Below are 19,453 nucleotides of genomic sequence, written 5' to 3' on the forward strand. Positions count from 1 at the left end.
GGCCGCGGGACGACGACGGCGTCCCACCGCCCGATCTCCTACTCTCGCTCTATGAACGACGAGCAGAGGCCGCGCGCGACCCGTCGCGCCATCGACTGGCTGCGCAGCGAGGTCGGGAGCGCACTCCTGCTCGTCGGCGTGGTCGTCGTCGCACTGGCCTGGGCGAACTCACCCTTCTCCGATGCCTACACCCGGCTGTGGGAACTTCCGGTCAACGTCGACGCCGGAGACCTGCGCTTCGACATGGACCTCCACGACTGGGTGAACGACGGCCTGATGGTCCTGTTCTTCTTCGTCGTCGGGCTCGAGGTGCGTCAGGAACTCGCGGTCGGCGCGCTCCGGCAACGCAGTCGCCGACTCGTGCCGCTCGTCGCCGGAACCTTCGGAGTTCTCGCACCCGCCGCGATCTACCTCGGGATCGCCGGTCGCACCGCCCCCGGCGGCTGGGGCGTCGTCATCGGCACCGACACGGCGTTCCTGCTCGGCGTCCTGGCCCTCGTCGGCCCCGCGATGTCCAACCAGCTGCGCATCTTCCTCCTCACCCTCTCGGTCGTCGACGACTTCATCGCCGTCACGGTCATCGGCACCGTCTACTCCGACAACGTCCGGATCATGCCCCTGGCCGTCGCCGTCGCCTGCCTGCTCGCGCTGTGGCTGCTCGGCCGCGCCAGGGAATGGCGCAGCACTCCCTACGTCCTGGTCGTCGTCGTGCTCTGGGGCGCGACCGTCCAGGCCGGAGTGCACCCCTCGCTCGCCGGCATGCTCGCCGGACTCCTGGTCCCTGCCGCCACCCCCGAACGGGAGGACGTGGTCCGCGCCAAGTACCTCTTCCGCTCCTACTGGCAGTCACCCAACGCCGGAGTCGCACGCGACGTCGGCCTCGGACTCGCCCGCTCCATCTCCGTCAACCACCGGCTCCACGAACAGCTGCGCACACCGGTGTCGCTCGCCGTCGTCCCCGTGTTCGCCTTCGCCAACGCCGGGATCGACCTGCGCGGCGGCGTGCTCGGCGAAGCGTTCGGCTCCGCCGTGCTGTGGGGTGTCGTCGCCGGACTCGTCGCCGGCAAGCTCGCCGGCATCACCCTCGGGACCTGGGCCGCCGTACGAGCAGGCCTCGGCAGACTGCCCGACGGCGTCGGGCCCGGCAGCATCATCGGAGGCGCGGCCCTGTCCGGCATCGGATTCACCGTCTCCCTCCTCATCGCCGACCTCGCCTTCGCCGACGAGACCGACGCGCAGGCCGCCACCATCGGCGTGCTCGTCGCCATGATCCTCGCCACGACCGTCGGAGCACTGGCCTTCCGCATCGCCCGGGTGCGCTTCGGCGAGCAGAGCGCCGACCTGCCCGTCACCCTCACCCCTGACGTCGACGTCGAGAAGGACCACCTGCGCGGCGCTCCCGGTGCCCCGTACACCGTCGTCGAATACCTCGACTTCCAGTGCCCCTTCTGCGCGCGCGCCACCGGGATGGGGAAGGACCTCGCCGACCACTTCGGCGACCAGATCCGGTACGTCGTGCGACACCTTCCCCTGGAGGACGTCCATCCCCAGGCGTTCGTCGCGGCGCTCGCGGCCGAGGCCGCGCACCGGCAGGGAGCCTTCTGGGAGATGCACGACGTGCTCTTCGCCAACCAGGCCCGGCTCGAGCTCGACGACCTGCGCGGCTACGCGGTCGATCTCGGACTGGACCTGGCCGCGTTCGACGCGGACATGGCCGACGAGTCCCTGGCCGAGCTGGTGCGGGCCCACGCCGACAGCGCCCGGGCGAGTGGTGCTCAGGGGACCCCGACCTTCTTTCTCAACGGCATCCGGAACCAGGGTTCCCACGATGCCCGGACCCTCATCGAGGGCCTGGAGGAGTCACTGCCCGAGGCAGCCGCCCGACGGCGGTCGTGATCAGCATTTTTGGTCACAGCAAATAGTCTCGACCCTCTTGTGATGTGAGCGAAATCTGATTAGCCTCCAGGGGTCGTGTGGGGCACCCGTGCTGCCCCTGCCACCGGCACGTTGTCCCCGGTCGTCGAGGGACAGGGCGCTGGGGTGACGTCGGCGGACAGTGGAGGGTGGGCAACGTGTCCGGGAGTCGGCAAGGAACGCGGAGCGTTGTGACGGCCGTCGCGATGCTGGTGCTCGCGGGGTGCGCGGGAGGAGCGTTCGACGGTGAGGACACGTCGACCGTCGCGCTGGACGACGCCGTCCTGGCCGTGTATCTCAGCCCGCAGTCGATGGAGTGGACCGACGACAGCACCGGCTACGTGCTGCTCGTCGACCCCGACGGGGCGTCGCGTGCGATCGAGACGTCCGGGATGGACGTGGCAGGCTTCGTCTGGAACAGCGAGGGCCTGCACTTCGCGGACGAGGACGCCGACTATCTGCTGGACGCGGGCGGCCTGAGCCAGACCTCGAGCCCGAAGGCGAACTACCAGCACGGAATGATCGACGTCGAGGATTCCGTGATCGGGCTCTACAACCTGGGGCTGGTCGACGGTGAGTCGATGGCCGACGGAAGCTACGTGACCGAACTCGTCGAGGTGCGCGACGGGAAGACGGCGAAGGTCGATCGGGAGGGCGACCTCACCGTGGTCGGTGTCTGCGACGATGCCGTGTTCGCCGTGGCCGAGGCGACCGGGCGCTTCCGCGCCGGGCACGAGTCGACCGGCCTGGGCGAGGGCTGGGGCGACGTGATGCTGTACCAGGTCTGGCCGGGCGAGCAGCGCGTGGTCGGATCTGTCAACAACGCTGGGGCCGTTCCCTACCGCGACGACGCCCCTTGTGCCGAGGACGAGCTCTTCTATCTGATGCCTGACTGGCCCGACGGCACGCCGGAAGGCACAGATGCGGATTCCCGGATCGGTGTCACGCTCTTCGCGTGGGACACGACGACCGGAGAGCTCGCGGAGCGTCCGCTGCGGACGGGCCCGGGGGCCGACCTCGCACTGACCCCTGACGAGGTCGCCTGGTCCGAGTACCGGTCCGGATGGGTGCGGGAGGGCGGCCTGGTCTGGCTCGGCGCGGACGGGGTCCTACGGAGGTCCGATACGAGGACCGGGAGGACCGAGGAGCTGCTCTCGACCGAAAGCTTCGCAGACGGGATCCGTGAGTTCCGCGCGTTCCTCGGGCGCGACTGGCTCTACGTGCTGGACATCCCCGGCGAGCCCGGTGCTGATCTTGTCCTGTCCCGATACCGGCTGGACGGGGGTGAGCCGGAGGTCGTCACCAGGATCAGCGGGGTGACCGACGGGACCCGGGGAGATCTGGTGATCCGTGGCGCTGCCATCGCTCCCGAGATGCTTCGTGCCGGACGGACGCCGTGACCGCCGACCCCCAAAACTTCTGCTCGCAACCGATGCCGGCAGACGGGCGTGCGGACGGACTGCGCGCCGCCAGGAAAGGAAGCCATGAGAAGGATGATCGGAGCGATCGGCGGTGCCGTGTTCGGCGTCGCCATGGTCGTCGGCCCTGCGGGAGCGGTCGAGGCTCCCTCGGCGGACACGGCCGCACAGGTCGAGGAGCTCATGAGGCTCACCAGCTATGAGTCGATCACCGACGAGGCTCGACTGGAGTTCACCCACGAGCTCGAGAACGTGGCGCGGTCGAACGGCGAGCCCGTCGAGGACGTGCTCGAGGCAGCGATCGCCGAGGCGCAGGACTCGCTCGCGGAGACCCGACGGGACGCCGGGTCCGGGAGCGGTGTCATGGCACTGAGCGGCGATTCCGACAGCTGCGGCACCAAGCGAGTCATCGGCAACGCGACCCAGACCGGGGACGTGTTCTACTCCCCTGCCAGCACGGCGGGTGTCCAGCACGGTCACTCCGGTATCTACTACCGGACCGGCACCGTCGTCGAGGCTCCCGGACCGAACCGGAACAGCCGCTCCGTCAGCGCGACCTCGCTGAAGGTCTGTGACAACACCTACAAGCAGCACGTGAAGCGCGTCTACTCGGAGCGGAAGTCCGCGGGTGACCGGGCCTACTCGAAGTACCGGGGCAAGCCCTACGACCTGAACTTCGCGTTCAACAAGAAGAACGGGGCGGAGAAGGTCAACTGCTCGGAACTGGTCTGGCGTGCCTACCGCTACAGTGCCGCGGGCATCAGCCTGGATGTCAACGGAGGATCGGGGGTGTATCCGGTCAACATCAAGAACAGCGGGTACACCACCACCTACAAGGTGTTGTGAGGCTCCCGGTTCGACATGGTCTAGATGCCGAACCGGGAGTCCTTCGATCCTAGTTCGCCGGCCTGGTCCTGCGGATCGGGCTCGCGCGGCAGCAGCTGGAGCAGCGTGACCTGCTCGACCGGGACCGGTGTCCCGGCCGAGCAGGTGCGTCCTGAACGTCCCGACGATCGGAGTGAATGATGAAGTGGCTCGTGGCGTGCGCGATCCTGCTGGCCGGAGTTCTCGTGATGCTGGTCGCGGCAGTGGCGATCTGGGCGGTCGCCGCATCCCTGGGTGGAGCAGCCGGTGATCTCGCGGCCGCGGTGCTGGTGGTGTTGGCGGTCGGCGGGCTCGTCTGGGCCGGGATCCGGCTCGCTCGGCGTGTCGGCATACCCCGTCCGCTAGCGGTGGTGATCGGCCTGGCAGGCCCGCTCGGCTACGTGGCAGTTCTTCTGGTAGGCGTGGCAGGGTCTGGTGCCCTCCTCGAGTCGTGGCCCATCACGGGGTCGGCGCTCGTCGCGGCCGCAGCAGGCACGACGTTGGCTCTGCGCCCGACCCGATCGGCCGTCGTCCCGGCCGACGGAGACTGATCCTCGCGCCCGTTCTCGCCCCGAGCAGCCGGGCTTGTGACGACTGCATCGCATCCGCACCGGAGTGGGCGAGACGGGCAGGTAGGTCGAAGGACGCGGCTTCTGGGAAGATGTCCCTGGTCCTGTGGATGACAGGCGCAGTGCGGATCGTGTGGAGGCCGTGCGGGACCACCACGGCTGCCACTGACGGGAGATCGGAGGGCAGATGAACACCCAACGGGCCGACGACGATCCCGAGCGCACGCCTGACCTGGTGACGCCCGGTCAGCGCCTCGGTGAGCTCTTCCGGTCGCGTCTCAACGAGCTCTTCGCCGCGGCCGAGCGGCGGGGTGAGCGTCTCACCAACCGCGAGGTGGTGCGCTGGATGAGCGATCACGGATATCCGATCAAGGACGCGTACTTCAGTCAGCTCCGGTCCGGTCGCGCGACGTCCCCGTCGCTGAAGGTCATCGAAGGGATCAGCGCCTACTTCGGCGTCGAGTCGTCCACCTTCCTCGACGTCGACCGGAGGAGGGCCGAACTCGATGATCTGCTCGAGGAGCACGGCGTGCGGTCCGTCGCGACGCGGGCCGTCGGCCTGTCGGACGAGAACATCGATGCCATCGCACGCCTCCTGGACAGGTTCCGCGAGGTGGAGAACCTCCCGCCGATCCGCCCGGAGGGTGCGGGGGACGGGTCACGAGGCAAGTAGACGGGCCGCGGCGAGACCTGCGGAGAATCCCACCACCAGAGCCGCGACGACCTCGATCGGCGTGTGTTCCCGGACGGCGAGGCGAGCGGCACCCACCAGCATTCCGAGTGCCACGAGTGCTGCTGCGAGGGGCCACGCCTCCGTCGCCGCGATCCCGGCCGTCACGGAGAACACCCCGACATGGATGCTGGCGCGCACCACCGGCGTCACCAGTGCGAGCGCCAGTACTCCGGTGAGGCACGCCGCGAGCAGGCGAAGCATCAGGGGCGGGGCGTCGACGATGGTCATGACGAACAGCGCGCCGGCCTCGATGACGAGCAACCCCGCGAGCGCGACAACTCGTTGTGCTCGCGGGCGGACATGCCGGGACTCCCAGATGCCGAGCCGGGCGAGGGCATGGATGAAGACATAGGGCAGCCCAGCTGCCAGCAGGACGAGCAACGGCACCTGCCACCAGGCCTCCGGGAGGCGGGCAGAGAGAAGGCCGATCGTCAGCACGACGCCGGCCACGGTGTAGCCGGGGGCGAACACCTCGGTCACCGCCCTGGCCCACCGTGGTTCGGCGCGGGAGCCGTCCGGCGAGCCATCGGTGCTGTGGTGTACCACCGCGGAGCCGTCGGAGATGGCTCGAAGAGCGCGTCCGAGCCGCCGCAGGGCGAAGTCGTCCGCCAAGGTTCTGGCCCAGTCGGCGGGTTGTGAGCTTCGGGCCTCGCCGTTCTCCAGCCGCTCCCGAGACATCCGCAGGTCGTGTGCGATGAGAACCTCAGGTGCGCAGGTGGGTATCCGTGCCCGGACCTCGGCCCGGTCCGCGGGCGTGGAGTAGTGGGCAAGAACCCCGATTCCATCGAGAACCTGGATCGTCCGGTGATAGCTGTTCACCGCTCCGTCGCGCATCGGGGGCGGAACGGTCGCGGAGACGGCAGTGGTGACGTACTGGTGCAGGTAAGCCAGGTCAGGGCGATGCCGGTGAGCAACGATCGCCGCCGAGGCCAGATGGCCGATGATGCCGACGGTCACGAGCACGCTCGACGCGATGATCAGGTAGCGCGTCTGAATGCCGGGCACCAGCTGGGGCTGGTCAGTGCCGAGGAGTTGGTGCAGGAGCGACAGGAAGCTGACAGCGGCCCAGGCGACAGCCGTACCCGCGCCCGCCGCGGCGAGGTCCATGCCCCATCGAAGGCGCCAGGTCCGCCGAGAGCGGGACCGCAGCGCTGAGTAGGCGAAGAGGCTGGTGGCGCAGACGAACGACCCGTAGAACACTGCCCAGTAGACCACCATGAGTGGCTTCCCCTGTGTCTGGGCGTCGAGATCCGCCGCGACCCACGGTCCGCTGAGCAGGAAGGTCGTCACCATCAGCAGAGCGGTGCCGGTGGACGCCCCTGAGAGGTGGCGGATCCGTGGGGTCTTTCCGGCCAGTGTCTGCGCGACCCAGGCCTGGACGAGTATGCATCCCACCACGAGCATCACGTGCTTGGCGACCTCGTCGACCGGGGACCCGGTTACCGTGCGCAGGGCGCCGACCACGACGGGTGCGCGGAGGGTGGACGCCACCGTGACGCAGGCCAACCCCAGTGGCAGAGGTGCATCCGACCAGGTGCGAGCGCGCGCCGCGGTCCACGTCGTCGCGCCGAGGAACAGGGCAACGGCGACCCAGGCCATCAGGTCCGTGCTCATCGATACGTTTCCAGGGCGATGAGCCGGTCACCGGCCCCGCCGACCCGGGCCAGGGCCATCATCAGGTGGCTGGCCAGCAACTCGACGCGCTGCTCCGTCGGGTCGTCGTAGCCTTCACGGCGCCCCTCGTGGCGCTCCTGAGCCGGATCGTCGAGGGCCTCCACGATGTGCATGAGTTCGTGCGCGAGGATGTGCTGTCGATGAAGTCTGGTCATGGCATGGACGGAGCTGACGACGATGCGGTCGCGGTTCCCGTAGCCGAGCCACATCCCGGAGAGGCCTGGGCCGAGGTCTCCGTCGACGACGCTCAGAGGCCGTCCGCGCAGCTCCTGGACGCGCGCGCAGGCCTCGTCGAGGCTCCCGACCTGATCGAGGCCGTACTTCCGGATGATCTCCATGATTCCTCTCGGTTGGCGCGTCGAGCCTAGGTCATCAACGGTCGAAATGTGCTTATTTCTCTGGAGTGTGACGGGCCGGCGTGGTGCGGCCCTCGTCTGCGCTCCCAGCCCGCACCTGCAGCGGTGGCCAGGCGGCCGACACGCGCTCGCCCGGTGCTGCCACCGCTCCTTGCGGAATACCTCATAGGGGTATAACGTTCACGGCGAACGGTTACCCCCTGGGGGTATTAACGAGAGGATGTGCCATGAACACGAGCGAGTTCCAGGTCACCGGCATGACGTGCGGTCACTGCGAGATGTCCGTGCGTGAGGAGGTCGGCGAGGTGCCGGGCGTCTCGGCGATCGAGGTCAGCGCCGAGACCGGGAAGCTCGTCGTCACCGGTTCGGACGCGGTGGACGAGGCCAAGGTCCTGGCAGCGGTGGACGAGGCGGGCTACTCGGCGGTGCGCATCTGATGGACGCACGCCGGCACACCGGGACAGCGACGGGAAGGAGACTCGGATGAGCACGTCCGCGCCCTCGGCGCCGCAGCAGGGCATCGAGCTGAACATCGGCGGAATGACCTGCGCGTCCTGCGCGATGCGTATCGAGAGGAAGCTGAACAAGCTCGACGGTGTGTCGGCGACGGTCAACTACGCCACGGAAAAGGCCTCGGTGACCGTGCCCGCGGGATACGACCCGTCACTGCTGATCAGTGAGGTCGAGAAGACGGGATACACCGCCGACCTGCCCCGGCCGCCGCGGCACGAGGAGGACACGGCGGGCTCCGGCGGCGACGAGGACGACGCCGAGCTCCGCTCGCTTCGTGGCCGACTCATCGGGGCGATCGCGCTCACGGTTCCGGTCATCGCGATGGCGATGATCCCGCCGCTGCAGTTCACCTACTGGCAGTGGGCCTCGCTGACATTGGCCGCACCGGTCGTCGTGTGGGCGGCGTGGCCGTTCCACAGGGCGGCGTGGACGAACCTCAGGCACGGCGCGGCCACGATGGACACGCTCATCTCGATGGGTACGGCCGCGGCCTTCCTCTGGTCGCTGTACGCGCTGTTCCTCGGCACCGCCGGCACGCCCGGCATGACCCACTCGTTCGCGTTCACGATCGAGCCCTCGGACGGCGCGTCCAACATCTACCTCGAGGTCGGCGCCGGCGTGACGATGTTCATCCTGGCCGGGCGCTACTTCGAGAAGCGGTCCAAGCGCCGGGCGGGGGCGGCACTGCGTGCCCTGCTCGAACTCGGCGCGAAGGACGTGTCGGTACTCCGAGACGGGACGGAGACCCTGGTCCCGGTCGAGAAGCTGCAGGTCGGCGACGAGTTCATCGTCCGCCCCGGGGAGAAGATCGCGACCGACGGCGTCGTCGTCTCCGGGACGTCAGCCGTGGACGCCTCGATGCTGACGGGCGAGTCCGTACCGGTCGAGGTCACCACCGGCGCCCCCGTCACCGGCGCGACCGTGAACGCCGGTGGCCGGCTCGTGGTCCGCGCCACGCGGATCGGGTCCGACACGCAGCTTGCGCAGATGGCGCGCCTCGTCGAGGACGCCCAGACCGGCAAGGCCGCGGTACAGCGGCTGGCGGACCGGATCTCCGGCATCTTCGTGCCGGTCGTCATCCTCATCGCGCTCCTCGCACTCGGCGGCTGGCTGGTCTCCGGGTCCTCGCTGACCGCGGCCTTCACCGCCGCGGTCGCGGTCCTGGTCATCGCATGCCCCTGCGCGCTCGGGCTGGCGACTCCCACCGCGCTGCTGGTCGGGACCGGCCGGGGGGCGCAGCTCGGCATCCTGATCAAGGGGCCCGAGGTCCTGGAGTCCACGCGCAGGATCGACACGGTGGTGCTGGACAAGACCGGTACGGTCACGGCCGGACGCATGACGCTCACCGACGTGGTCACCGAGCCCGGGGTCGAGCGGGCGCGGCTTCTGCGCCTGGCCGGCGCGCTGGAGAACGCCTCCGAGCACCCCATCGCGCAGGCGATCGCCAGGGGTGCGGCCGAGGAGGTGGGCAGCCTGCCGGTTCCCGAGGACTTCGCCAGCACCGACGGGCAGGGGGTCCAGGGCGTGGTGGACGGACATGGCGTGGTCGTCGGCCGGGAGTCGCTGCTCGCGGACTGGTCCCAGCACCTCGGCGACGACCTCGTCCTGGCCAAGCAGGCCGCGGAGGCCGAGGGCAGGACGGTCGTCGCCGTCGGATGGGACGGCAGGGCACGCGGCATCCTCGTCGTGGCCGACGTCGTCAGGCCGACAAGCGCCCAGGCGGTGGCCGAGCTCAAGGCACTGGGACTGACCCCGGTCCTGCTGACCGGTGACAACGACGCCGTGGCACGGCAGGTCGCCGACGAGGTCGGCATCGCCGAGGTCATCTCCGAGGTCATGCCGCAGGACAAGTCCGACGTCGTCGCCCGGCTCCAGCGGCAGGGCAAGGTCGTCGCGATGGTGGGGGACGGTGTCAACGACGCCCCCGCCCTGGCTCAGGCCGACCTCGGCCTGGCGATGGGCACCGGGACGGACGTCGCCATCGAGGCCTCCGACATCACCCTGGTCCGTGGCGACCTGCGCAGCGCCGTCGACGCGATCCGGCTCTCGCGCAGGACGCTGCGCACCATCAGGTCCAACCTGTTCTGGGCCTTCGCCTACAACACGGCGGCGATCCCGGTCGCGGCGCTCGGGATGCTCAACCCCATGCTGGCCGGAGCCGCCATGGCGCTGTCGAGCGCCTTCGTCGTGGGCAACAGCCTGCGGCTACGGGGTTTCAGAAGTGTGATCAGGCAGTGAGGCGGACCGGCCGCCCCCCGGCCGTCCGGACGTGAGGAAGGAAGCATCCCGGGCCTCGTCGTGAACGAGCCCTCGAAGTGGTCGCGCGGCCCCGTTGCGCGGCCCACAACTCACCCACACGCTGTAGGAGTCGGCACAACGTGAGCGATCGACCGGACATCGATCTCCCCAGCGCGCGACTCGCACCGCGAGAGGACAGGTCATGACCGACCACCACGCACAGCACCACCACTCCGGGCCGACGCACGAGTCCATGTCGGACGGTCCCCACTCCGCCGGCACCGACCGGCATGCCGAGCACGCAGGCCACGTCGGCCATGACCAGCACGGCGGTCACGCAGAGCAGGGCCAGGACGCCATGGGCGGTCAGGAGCACCCGGCCCACTCCGGCCACGAGGGCCACGAGGGCCACGAGGGCCACGAAGCCCACTCCGGCCACGCGGGCCACGGTGGCCACGCGGGCCACGCGGGCCACGCGGGCCACGGAGGCCATGCCGGTCACGGTGACCACGTCGGTCAGTTCCGGCGCCTGTTCTGGATCAACCTGCTCATCGCGGTCCCCGTCGTGGCCTTCTCGGGGATGTTCGCCACGCTCATCGGGTACGAGATCCCCGACGTCCCCGGTGTGACCTGGGTATCTCCCCTGCTCGGCACGGTCATGTACCTCTGGGGCGGCCGTCCCTTCCTGACGGGCGCCGCCGCCGAGCTCAAGGGCCGCCAGCCGGGCATGATGCTGCTGATCAGTCTGGGTATCACCGTCGCGTTCCTGGCGTCGTGGGGGGCGCGGCTCGGTCTGCTCGACAGCACGCTCGAGTTCTGGTGGGAGCTCGCCCTGCTGATCGTCATCATGCTGCTGGGGCACTGGGTCGAGATGCGCTCCCTGGCACAGACCACCTCGGCGCTGGACTCCCTGGCCGCGCTGCTGCCGGACGAGGCGGAGAAGGTCGACGGCGACCAGACCGTGAGGATCGCGCCCTCCGAGCTGCGCCTCGACGACCTCGTCGTCGTCCGGCCCGGTGGCAGCGTGCCCGCCGACGGCGAGGTCGTCGAGGGCCGTGCCGACATGGACGAGTCGATGGTCACCGGTGAGTCGCGTCCGGTCTCGCGCGACGTCGGAGACCACGTGACGGCCGGTACCGTCGCCACGGACTCCGGCCTGCGGGTGCGAATCACCGCCATCGGCGACGACACCACGCTTGCCGGCATCCAGCGCCTCGTCAGCGAGGCGCAGGAGTCTTCCTCACGCGCGCAGCGGATCGCGGACAGGGCCGCGTCCTGGCTCTTCTGGTTCGCGCTCGGTGCCGCGGCGATCACGGCCGTGGTCTGGATGTCGATCGGCCTGCCGGACGACGCCGTGGTGCGCACCGTCACCGTGCTGGTCATCGCCTGCCCGCACGCCCTCGGGTTGGCCATCCCCCTGGTCGTGTCGATCGCGACCGAGCGGGCGGCTCGCGGCGGCGTCCTGGTCAAGGACCGCCTCGCCCTGGAGAGCATGCGCACTGTGGACGCCGTGCTGTTCGACAAGACGGGCACGCTGACCAGGGGTGAGCCGACGGTGACCGGGGTAGAGGCGGTTGGTGAGCTCGACGAGGACGCCGTGCTGGCGATCGCCGCGGCCGCCGAGTCCGACAGCGAGCACCCCCTCGCCCGTGCGATCGTGCGGACGGCCGAGGAACGCGGGCTCGACGTCGCCCGCGCCTCGGGCTTCTCCTCGTCCCCGGCCGTCGGCGTGACGGCGACCGTCGACGGGCACGAGGTCCGTGTCGGCGGGCCGCGGCTCCTCGAGGAACTGGGGATCCAGGAGGTCGAGGCGGCCGCGCGGTGGCGGGACGAGGGAGCGATCATCCTGCACGCGGTGCGGGACGGTGCCGTCGTCGGTGGTCTCCGCCTGGCCGACGAGGTGCGACCGGAGTCCCAGGAGGCGGTCGACGCCCTGCACGCCCTCGGCGTCGAGGTCGTCATGATCACCGGGGACGCCGAGGCCGTGGCTCAGGCCGTGGCCCGGGAGATCGGCGTCGACCGGGTGTTCGCCCAGGTGCGGCCCGAGGACAAGTCGGCCAGGGTCGCCCAGCTCCAGAAGGAGGGCAGGAAGGTCGCGATGGTCGGCGACGGCGTCAACGACGCTCCCGCGCTCGCGCAGGCCGACGTCGGTATCGCGATCGGTGCCGGGACGGACGTGGCCATCGCCTCGGCCGGCGTCATCCTCGCCAGCTCCGACCCCCGCTCCGTGCTGTCGGTGATCGAGCTGTCCCGCGCGGGCTACCGGAAGATGAAGCAGAACCTGTGGTGGGCCGCCGGGTACAACCTGTTCTCCGTCCCGCTCGCGGCCGGTGTCCTGGCTCCTGTCGGCTTCGTCCTGCCGATGTCCGTCGGTGCGATCCTCATGTCCCTGTCCACCGTCGTGGTCGCGCTCAACGCGCAGCTGCTGCGACAGCTGGACCTGAGCCCGCAGGCCAGTACCCGCGCCGTGCTGCAGCGTGCGGGAGATCCTCAGCGAACGCCGCAGACCCAGGTCGCACACGCCACGGCCTCGCACTGAGGAACCCACCACCAGGGTGAGGGTTCGGGGATGTCCCTGATGTGCTGTTCGCGTTCGGCGGCGCTAATAGTGACATGGACTCCCTCACACAGCCGGTGGACACCCGGCGCCGCCTGTGGATCCCCGCCGTCCTGACCCTGCTCGCGGTCGCCGTCGCGGCGGTGGCCGTCACGCCCTACCTGACCACCACCCTCGGCCGGCTCGCCGCCGAGGGTGGTGGCCTGGCCGACGCTTACGTCGACCAGGCACCCGCCGTACGGGCCGTCTTCTACGTACACATCGTCACCGGTGGCCTGGCGCTGGTGCTCAGTCCCGTCCAGCTCTGGCCCGCGATCCGACGACGCCTTCCCGCACTGCACCGGTGGGTGGGCCGCGTGACCCTGGCGGCCATCACCGTGGCAGGGGCCGCAGGTCTCGTCCTGGCGCCGTTCAACCAGGCCGGCACGGTCGGGATCCTGGGGTTCGGCATCCTCGCCGTCCTGTGGCCGGGGGCGTCGTGGCTGGGCTGGGCCGCGGCGCGGAGACAGGATCTGGTGGGGCATCGCGAGTGGATGACCCGTGCCTTCGCCCTGACCTTCGCGGCGGTGACCCTCCGCCTGTGGACGGGCGTCCTGATGGCCGTCCAGGTCGCGGCGGCCGGCGGCGACCTCGACGCCGAGACGGCCTTCGCGCGCGGGTACCTCCTGGTGCCGTTCCTGTGCTGGGTCCCGAACCTGATCGTCGCCGAACTCGTCATCCGGCGCACACGGCGGGCATAGCCCGTTTCGCCGAGGGGCTACGCGAGCACCAAGGAGCCGAGGACGGCTGCCGTGCCGGAGAGTGCCAGCAGCGGAATCGCGGGAACTGGCGACTCCTTGCGGCGGAGGTGCACGACGACGGCACCGACCATGGTGACGGCGAGGGCAAGGATGGAGAGACTTTAGTTGCCTTGTCAAGTGAGTCGTGCCTAGCATGGCGGCATGGAACCGAAGGGCATCCCCGGCCTGAACGCCGAGGAGTCGACCGCCTGGATGTCCCTGATGGCCATGACCATGTGGCTGCCGGCCGCGCTGGACGTGCAACTGTCGCGCGACGAGGGGATCAGCAACTTCGAGTACGGTGCCCTGGCGGCGCTCGCGCAGAACGAGTGCCGGTCGATGCGCATCAAGGACCTGGCGCGCATGGCCAACGGCACGTTCCCGCGCCTGTCGAAGATGATCGACCGGTTCGAGAAGCAGGGCTGGGTCATTCGCCGGCCCGACCCCGACGACGGACGTGCGACCCGCGCCGTCCTCACCGCCGAGGGTCTGCGCAAGGTCGCGGTGGCGACCCCCGCGCACATCGCCCTCGCGAGGGAGCTCGTGTTCGACCAGCTCACGTCCGAACAGGTCGAGCAACTCACGACGATCACCCAGAAGGTGTTCCGTGCGGCAGGACCGGACGGGGCGTGCGCGTCACGCATGACGTGACCACTGCTTGATCCACCGCGTCGCGCTGTCGCCGACTTTTCCCACATTCGCGCGAAGGAGAGCAATGGTCGACGAAGACGCCGTAGGTACGGTCGGGCGGGACTTCGCCCGCTCGGAGCTGGACTACACCCCGTGGTTCTTCTGGGACCGGGCCGGCGACACCGCCAAGCACCGGCAACTCGCGCTCCAGGACGCCCTGGCCGGTGAGCGGGCGTACAGGCTCGGCGAGCGGTGCTTCGTCTCGGAGCTGTCGTCCGTGACGAACGAGACACTCGAGCTGGGCGACCGCAGCTACGTGGCCGCAGGTGCGTACCTGTCAGGATCGCTGCGCGCGGGACGAGACTGCACGATCAACCCGTACACCGTGGTGCGCGGCGAGATCCGCCTGGGGAACGCGGTCCGTATCGGCGCTCACACGTCCCTGATCGGTTTCAACCACACGATGGCGGACCCCGATGTCGAGGTCCACCGTCAGGCGACCACCGCCAAGGGCATCACGATCGGCGACGACGTCTGGATCGGCTCGCACGTCGTCGTGCTGGACGGTGTCACGGTGGGCGACAAGTCCGTGCTCGCCGCCGGGGCCGTGGTGACGAAGGACGTGCCGGCCGGTGCCGTCGTCGGCGGCAATCCGGCCCGCGTCATCAAGTGGCGAACCGGGCCGGACCGGCCGCAGCGGCGACCGGACGGCGATCTTGCCGGCGCGGTCACGCAGTTCGCCGACGCTGCGCGCGAGCAGGCGGCAGGGATCATCGATCGGTACTGGGACGGCGGAACGAGGCTGTTCTCGGACCAGCCGGGTGCCGCGCCGACGGTGCGGGCGCAATGCGACGCGATCGAGGTCGCCGACCTGCTGCTCGGCGGACCGCCGCCACGGCTGGACGCCGCCGAACTGACGGACCTCCTGCGCTCGTGGCAGGATCCGGCCACAGGCCTGGTGGGCGAGCTGGGCGAGGGCCACCGCCCCACGCCGCCGGAGGCGACGGTCTTCACCTGGCCTGCCGGCTATCACGTCCTGTGCGTGGGGTACGCCCTCGACCTGCTGGGCAGCCGTTTCGCCCATCCGGTGACCGTCGTCGCCGAAGCCTCGGCGGCGGACGTCATGGACGGCCTCCGGCGGCAGGACTGGACGGACGAGGTGTGGTCCTCCGGAGCCTGGGTCGACGAGCTCGGAACCGCTCTGCACCAGAACGCGCGCATGGGGGCGGCGAACAGCCCCGGCGCGCTCGAGGCACTGTTCGGGTGGCTTCTGACCAACGCCGATCCACACACCGGGATGTGGGGACGAGCCGGAGGGCCGGACGGCCTGCTGCAGGTCGTGAACGGCTACTACCGGGCGACGCGGGGTACGTTCGCCCAGTTCGGGCATCCGGTTCCCTATGCTGATCGCGTCATCGACACCGTCCTTGCCCACTCGCGGGACGTCCGCTATTTCGCACCGGTCCGGCAGAACGCCTGCAACGTGCTCGACGTCGCCCACCCGCTGTGGCTCACCCGCCGATCGGGGCACCGCAGCGAGGAGGTCGTCGAACTCGCCCGGCGCCTGCTTGCCGACGCGCTGCGTCACTGGACCCCGGACCAGGGCTTCGGGTTCCAGGCGCCGCATCCGACGACGGCGTCCCTCCCGGCGACCGCCCCGAGCCTTCAGGGCACCGAGATGTGGCTCGCCATCATCTGGCTCCTGTCGGACCTCGCCGGGCTGTCCGGCCAGCTCGGCTACCGGCCGCGCGGCGTCCACCGGCCCGAGCCCGCCAGGCCGAGGTAGCGGGCCCATCACCTCAGGAACTCGTACACGTCAGAGTCGGCGTCGGCACCGTGCCACTCCCGGTCAGGCCGACCGGGAGGTGGGCCGACGAACGAGGCTACTGTCCGCGGTGCCGGGCAAGGATCGCGCGCGTGTCGGTTCCTCGCGGCAGCACCCCGTAGCCGCTGCCACGATCCTCGCCCAGACGCGCGGCGACGAACGCGTCGGCGCTCGCCGACGGCGCGTGTCGCACCAGGAGCGAGGCCTGCAGGGCCAGGGCGAGCGCCTCGACGACGCGACGTGCCTGCGCCTGCCCTGTCGTGACGTCGGCGCCCGCGACCTCGGTGAGCAGCCGCCGCGTGCGGGCGACGTGCGCGTCGAGGACCGGGTGGGCGCCCGCGGTCGTGCCGAGCTCGGCCTCGAAGGCCTCCACCGACTCCGGCTCGCGAGCCATCGCACGCAGCACGTCGAGCGCGATGACGTTGCCCGACCCCTCCCAGATCGCCATCACCGGCTGCTCGCGGTAGCGGCGCGCCAGGGGGAAAGCCTCGGTGTACCCGTTGCCGCCGAGGCACTCCATCGCCTCGTAGGCGTGGTGCGGCCCGCGCTTGCACACCCAGTACTTGCTCACGGCGGTGGCCAGACGCCGGAACGCTCGCTCGCCGGGCGTCTCGGCGTCGTACGCGGCGGCGAGACGCATGGACGTGAGCGTCGCGGCCTCGGACTCCAGTGCCAGGTCGGCGAGCACCGCCGTCATCGCGGGCTGGTCGAGGAGGTGAGCGCCGAACGCGCTGCGGTGCTCGGCGTGCCAGAGGGCTTCCGCGACACCCTGGCGCATCCCCGCCGCGGACCCGTGGACGCAGTCCAGCCGTGTGCGGGACACCATCTCGATGATCGTGCGGACCCCGCGGCCCGGCTCGCCGACCAGGTACCCGACCGTGTCGTCGAACTCGATCTCCGCGGACGCGTTCGACCGGTTGCCGAGCTTGTCCTTGAGCCGCTGGATGCGGAACACGTTGCGGGCGCCGTCCTCCAGGACGCGGGGCACGAGGAAGCACGACGGCGCGCCGTTCCGGCCGGTGCCGTCCGTGCGGGTCCGGTCGGGGCCGGGCACCTGTGCCAGCACGAGGAAGGCGTCCGACATGGGCGCGGAACAGAACCACTTGTGCCCCGTGAGCAGATGCGCTCCATGGGGACCCGCGGGCTCGGCGACCGTGGCATTGGCGCGGACATCCGAGCCACCCTGCTTCTCGGTCATCGCCATGCCCACCAGCGCGCCGGGCTTGGACCCGGGGGCCGCGAGGGTGCCGTCGTAGGTCCGTGACAGCAGGCGCGGCTCCCAGACGGCGGCGAGACCAGGCGAATGGCGCAGCGAGGGCACTGCTGCGTGCGTCATCGAGACGGGACAGGCGTGGCCGGGCTCGACCTGCGAGAACAGCGAGAACATCGCGCCGCGCACCACGTTCGCTCCCGGCCCCGGTTCTGCCCAGGCGCTGGTGTGCGCGCCACGGGCCACGGCGGCGCCGATGACCTCGTGATAGGCGGGGTGGTACTCGACCTCGTCGACGCGGTTCCCGCGGCGGTCGTGGGTGTGCAGCTCCGGCCCGTGCACGTTCGCGAGCTCGGCCGACTGCTGGAACCGTGCCGACCCGACGAGAGCCCCCGCCTCGACCAGGCGTTCCTCACCCCCGGCACCGCCGTACGCGTGCACGGCCTCGCGCAGCACCGGATGGTCGAGGTACTCGTTGACCCCGGTGCGTTCCGGCGGCTGGTTGGCGACCCGGTGCGTCGCATGCGGTGCGGGCCGGGTCGCCGCAGTGCTGTCTGCCGTGGTGTCGGCACTGGTCATGGGTCCTCCTGCGGCGCTGCGGGTGGCGTGGGGCACCTTGCCACACTAGCGATCGCGCCCCGTTGGCCGGAAGATCGCCTTGTGAGCTCTTCAGCTGGGTCCGCGGAGACACCGACGCCGCGCCGTCGTCCGCGATGGTGGTGGATCACTGCGGCCGTCGTCCTCGCCATCGGTGCGCCGGCGGGCGTCGCGGGCATCCTCGAGCACCGGGCCTGGGCGAAGACCGTTGCCGCGTACGACGCCGAGGTGGCCCGTGTCACCGACGAGGCCGAGAGGTCCCGCGCCAGTGCCGAGGACGGGTACGCGAGCGGTCTCGACGCGCTGAACGACGCGATCGACGCCGGCCGGCGCGCCTACGGGGACAGCAAGGGCCAGGTGGCCGACGACGAGGTCCGCAAGCCACTCGCCTCGGCGCTCGACGATGCCGGACACGTACGTGACACCGAGGTCGGCTACCCGGTCACGACACGTACGGTGGACAGGGTCACGCGGTCCAACCCGTTCCGCCGGGAGACGTTGCCGGAGGTGGACATCGAGTTCGTCAAGGGGGCGGTGCCCGCGCCGGCCGATCTCGACGCGGCGGCGGCGGACGTGACCGAGGCGCGCGACGCCGTTACCCAGGCGCGTCGGAAGTGGGCCTTCGGCAGGCTGCGGAGCGCCACGACCGAGGGGGCCGATGCCCTGGACTCACTCCGTCCCCAGGTCGGCAAGGAATCGCTCAAGACCCTCGACGACGCCGTCACCGAGGCCGAGGCGGCCCTCGCCGCCGGAACGGACGCCCTCGACCCCGACCGGGCCGTCACGCTACGGCACACCCTGCTCGACAGCACGGAGTCCCTGTGGGCCGGCAGGCTGGCACGGATCCTCACCGAGCGTCGCGCCGCCGCACGGGCCGACGGCATCGACTGTCGCACGGCCAAGTGCGTCGCGCTGACCTTCGACGACGGCCCCGTCACGGACACCCGGCGGCTGCTGCGCGTCCTGGATCGCGAGCACGCGCCCGCCACGTTCTTCATGGCGGGAGACAACGTCGCCAGGCAACCCGATATCGCCCGCGCGGTCGTCGACGGCGGACACCTCGTCGCGAACCATTCCTGGGACCACCCGCAGCTCACCAAGCTCGACGACGTCGGCGTGCGCGACGAACTGCTGCGCACCCAGGCCGCGATCACGGAGGCGACGGGGTTCATGCCGTTCCTCCTGCGCCCGCCCTATGGCGCGGTCGACGACCGCGTTCGGACGCTCGCCACGCGTGTCGGCCTCGACGTCGTCCTGTGGACCGTCGACACCGACGACTGGCGCACCCGCGACGCGGCTCGGACCCGCATGCGGGTACGCACCGAGGTGCGGCCCGGCAGCATCGTGCTGATGCACGACATCCACCCCTCCAGCATCGATGCCGTGCCCGGGATCGTCGACGACCTGCGCGCGGCCGGCTACGTGCTGGTCACGGCCGACCTGCTCGTCCAGTAGGGCGCCGTGGTCCGGCCCGGCTCGGAGGCGTCGCCGGGTGGCGGCCGGCCGGTCCCCTCGGCCCCGCGGGACGGATCACCCGTCGGCTCGGGCGTTCGGGGTGGCACCCGGGCGGCCCGCA

15 protein-coding genes are annotated in these 19,453 nt (G+C 70.5%); 12 read left to right on the forward strand and 3 right to left on the reverse strand.

Annotated elements, in window-relative coordinates; translation table 11 throughout:
• Positions 1-51: 51 nt before the first annotated feature.
• The 5 genes from nhaA to HGK34_RS10645 all read left to right on the forward strand — a co-directional run bounded on the left by nhaA (position 52) and on the right by HGK34_RS10645 (position 5,438).
• Positions 52-1,896: a Na+/H+ antiporter NhaA gene (gene nhaA / locus HGK34_RS10625; RefSeq protein ID WP_201846978.1), complete on the forward strand. Its 1,845-nt coding sequence runs from the start codon at positions 52-54 to the stop codon at positions 1,894-1,896.
• A gap of 209 nt (positions 1,897-2,105) precedes the next feature.
• On the forward strand, positions 2,106-3,314 hold the full coding sequence (locus HGK34_RS10630; protein ID WP_201846979.1) for a hypothetical protein: 1,209 nt from the start codon (positions 2,106-2,108) through the stop codon (positions 3,312-3,314).
• Positions 3,315-3,398: 84 nt separating this feature from the next.
• A complete protein-coding gene (locus HGK34_RS10635; RefSeq protein ID WP_201846981.1) occupies positions 3,399-4,178 on the forward strand; it encodes a hypothetical protein in 780 nt (259 codons plus the stop codon).
• A 179-nt stretch (positions 4,179-4,357) separates the two neighbouring features.
• Positions 4,358-4,747, forward strand: a complete 390-nt coding sequence (locus HGK34_RS10640) for a hypothetical protein (protein WP_201846983.1) — start codon at positions 4,358-4,360, stop codon at positions 4,745-4,747.
• A gap of 205 nt (positions 4,748-4,952) precedes the next feature.
• Positions 4,953-5,438, forward strand: a complete 486-nt coding sequence (locus HGK34_RS10645) for a hypothetical protein (RefSeq protein ID WP_201846985.1) — start codon at positions 4,953-4,955, stop codon at positions 5,436-5,438.
• On the opposite strand, the gene HGK34_RS10650 is transcribed toward HGK34_RS10645, so the two are convergent.
• Both HGK34_RS10650 and HGK34_RS10655 read right to left on the reverse strand, forming a co-directional pair.
• A complete protein-coding gene (locus tag HGK34_RS10650; RefSeq protein WP_201846987.1) occupies positions 5,424-7,112 on the reverse strand; it encodes a hypothetical protein in 1,689 nt (562 codons plus the stop codon). The two genes, HGK34_RS10645 and HGK34_RS10650, sit on opposite strands and share 15 nt — an antisense overlap.
• Positions 7,109-7,510, reverse strand: coding sequence for a hypothetical protein (locus tag HGK34_RS10655; RefSeq protein WP_201846989.1), 402 nt, complete (start codon positions 7,508-7,510; stop codon positions 7,109-7,111). Before HGK34_RS10655 ends, HGK34_RS10650 begins: the two co-directional genes overlap by 4 nt.
• 245 nt (positions 7,511-7,755) lie before the next feature.
• Here HGK34_RS10655 and HGK34_RS10660 point away from each other — a divergent pair, with 245 nt between their 5' ends.
• The 6 genes from HGK34_RS10660 (at position 7,756) to HGK34_RS23215 (ending at position 16,031) form a co-directional block, all read left to right on the forward strand.
• Positions 7,756-7,965, forward strand: a complete 210-nt coding sequence (locus HGK34_RS10660) for a heavy-metal-associated domain-containing protein (RefSeq protein WP_201846991.1) — start codon at positions 7,756-7,758, stop codon at positions 7,963-7,965.
• Positions 7,966-8,011: 46 nt separating this feature from the next.
• The gene (locus HGK34_RS10665; protein WP_201846993.1) at positions 8,012-10,279 is read left to right on the forward strand and encodes a heavy metal translocating P-type ATPase; all 2,268 of its coding nucleotides are present in this window, start codon (positions 8,012-8,014) and stop codon (positions 10,277-10,279) included.
• 202 nt (positions 10,280-10,481) lie between these two features.
• Positions 10,482-12,818 carry a copper-translocating P-type ATPase gene (locus HGK34_RS10670; RefSeq protein ID WP_372433111.1) on the forward strand — a complete coding sequence of 779 codons (2,337 nt, stop codon included), beginning with the start codon at positions 10,482-10,484 and terminating at the stop codon, positions 12,816-12,818.
• A 74-nt stretch (positions 12,819-12,892) separates the two neighbouring features.
• Entirely contained in the window at positions 12,893-13,576 is a 684-nt protein-coding gene (locus tag HGK34_RS10675; protein ID WP_201846995.1) for a DUF2306 domain-containing protein, read from the forward strand.
• A 201-nt stretch (positions 13,577-13,777) separates the two neighbouring features.
• Positions 13,778-14,266 (forward strand): MarR family winged helix-turn-helix transcriptional regulator, encoded by a 489-nt coding sequence (locus HGK34_RS10680; protein WP_201846997.1) that lies wholly within the window; start codon positions 13,778-13,780, stop codon positions 14,264-14,266.
• 64 nt (positions 14,267-14,330) lie between these two features.
• Positions 14,331-16,031 carry an acyltransferase gene (locus tag HGK34_RS23215; protein ID WP_201846999.1) on the forward strand — a complete coding sequence of 567 codons (1,701 nt, stop codon included), beginning with the start codon at positions 14,331-14,333 and terminating at the stop codon, positions 16,029-16,031.
• 97 nt (positions 16,032-16,128) lie between these two features.
• Here the strand turns inward: HGK34_RS23215 and HGK34_RS10690 are convergent, their stop codons facing one another.
• Positions 16,129-17,859 (reverse strand): acyl-CoA dehydrogenase family protein, encoded by a 1,731-nt coding sequence (locus tag HGK34_RS10690; protein ID WP_201847001.1) that lies wholly within the window; start codon positions 17,857-17,859, stop codon positions 16,129-16,131.
• Between the two features lie 81 nt (positions 17,860-17,940).
• Here HGK34_RS10690 and HGK34_RS10695 point away from each other — a divergent pair, with 81 nt between their 5' ends.
• Entirely contained in the window at positions 17,941-19,332 is a 1,392-nt protein-coding gene (locus HGK34_RS10695; RefSeq protein WP_201847002.1) for a polysaccharide deacetylase family protein, read from the forward strand.
• Positions 19,333-19,453: the final 121 nt, after the last annotated feature.

Origin of the sequence: Myceligenerans indicum, from assembly GCF_016742955.1 — a bacterium.
Lineage (GTDB): Bacteria > Actinomycetota > Actinomycetes > Actinomycetales > Cellulomonadaceae > Myceligenerans > Myceligenerans indicum.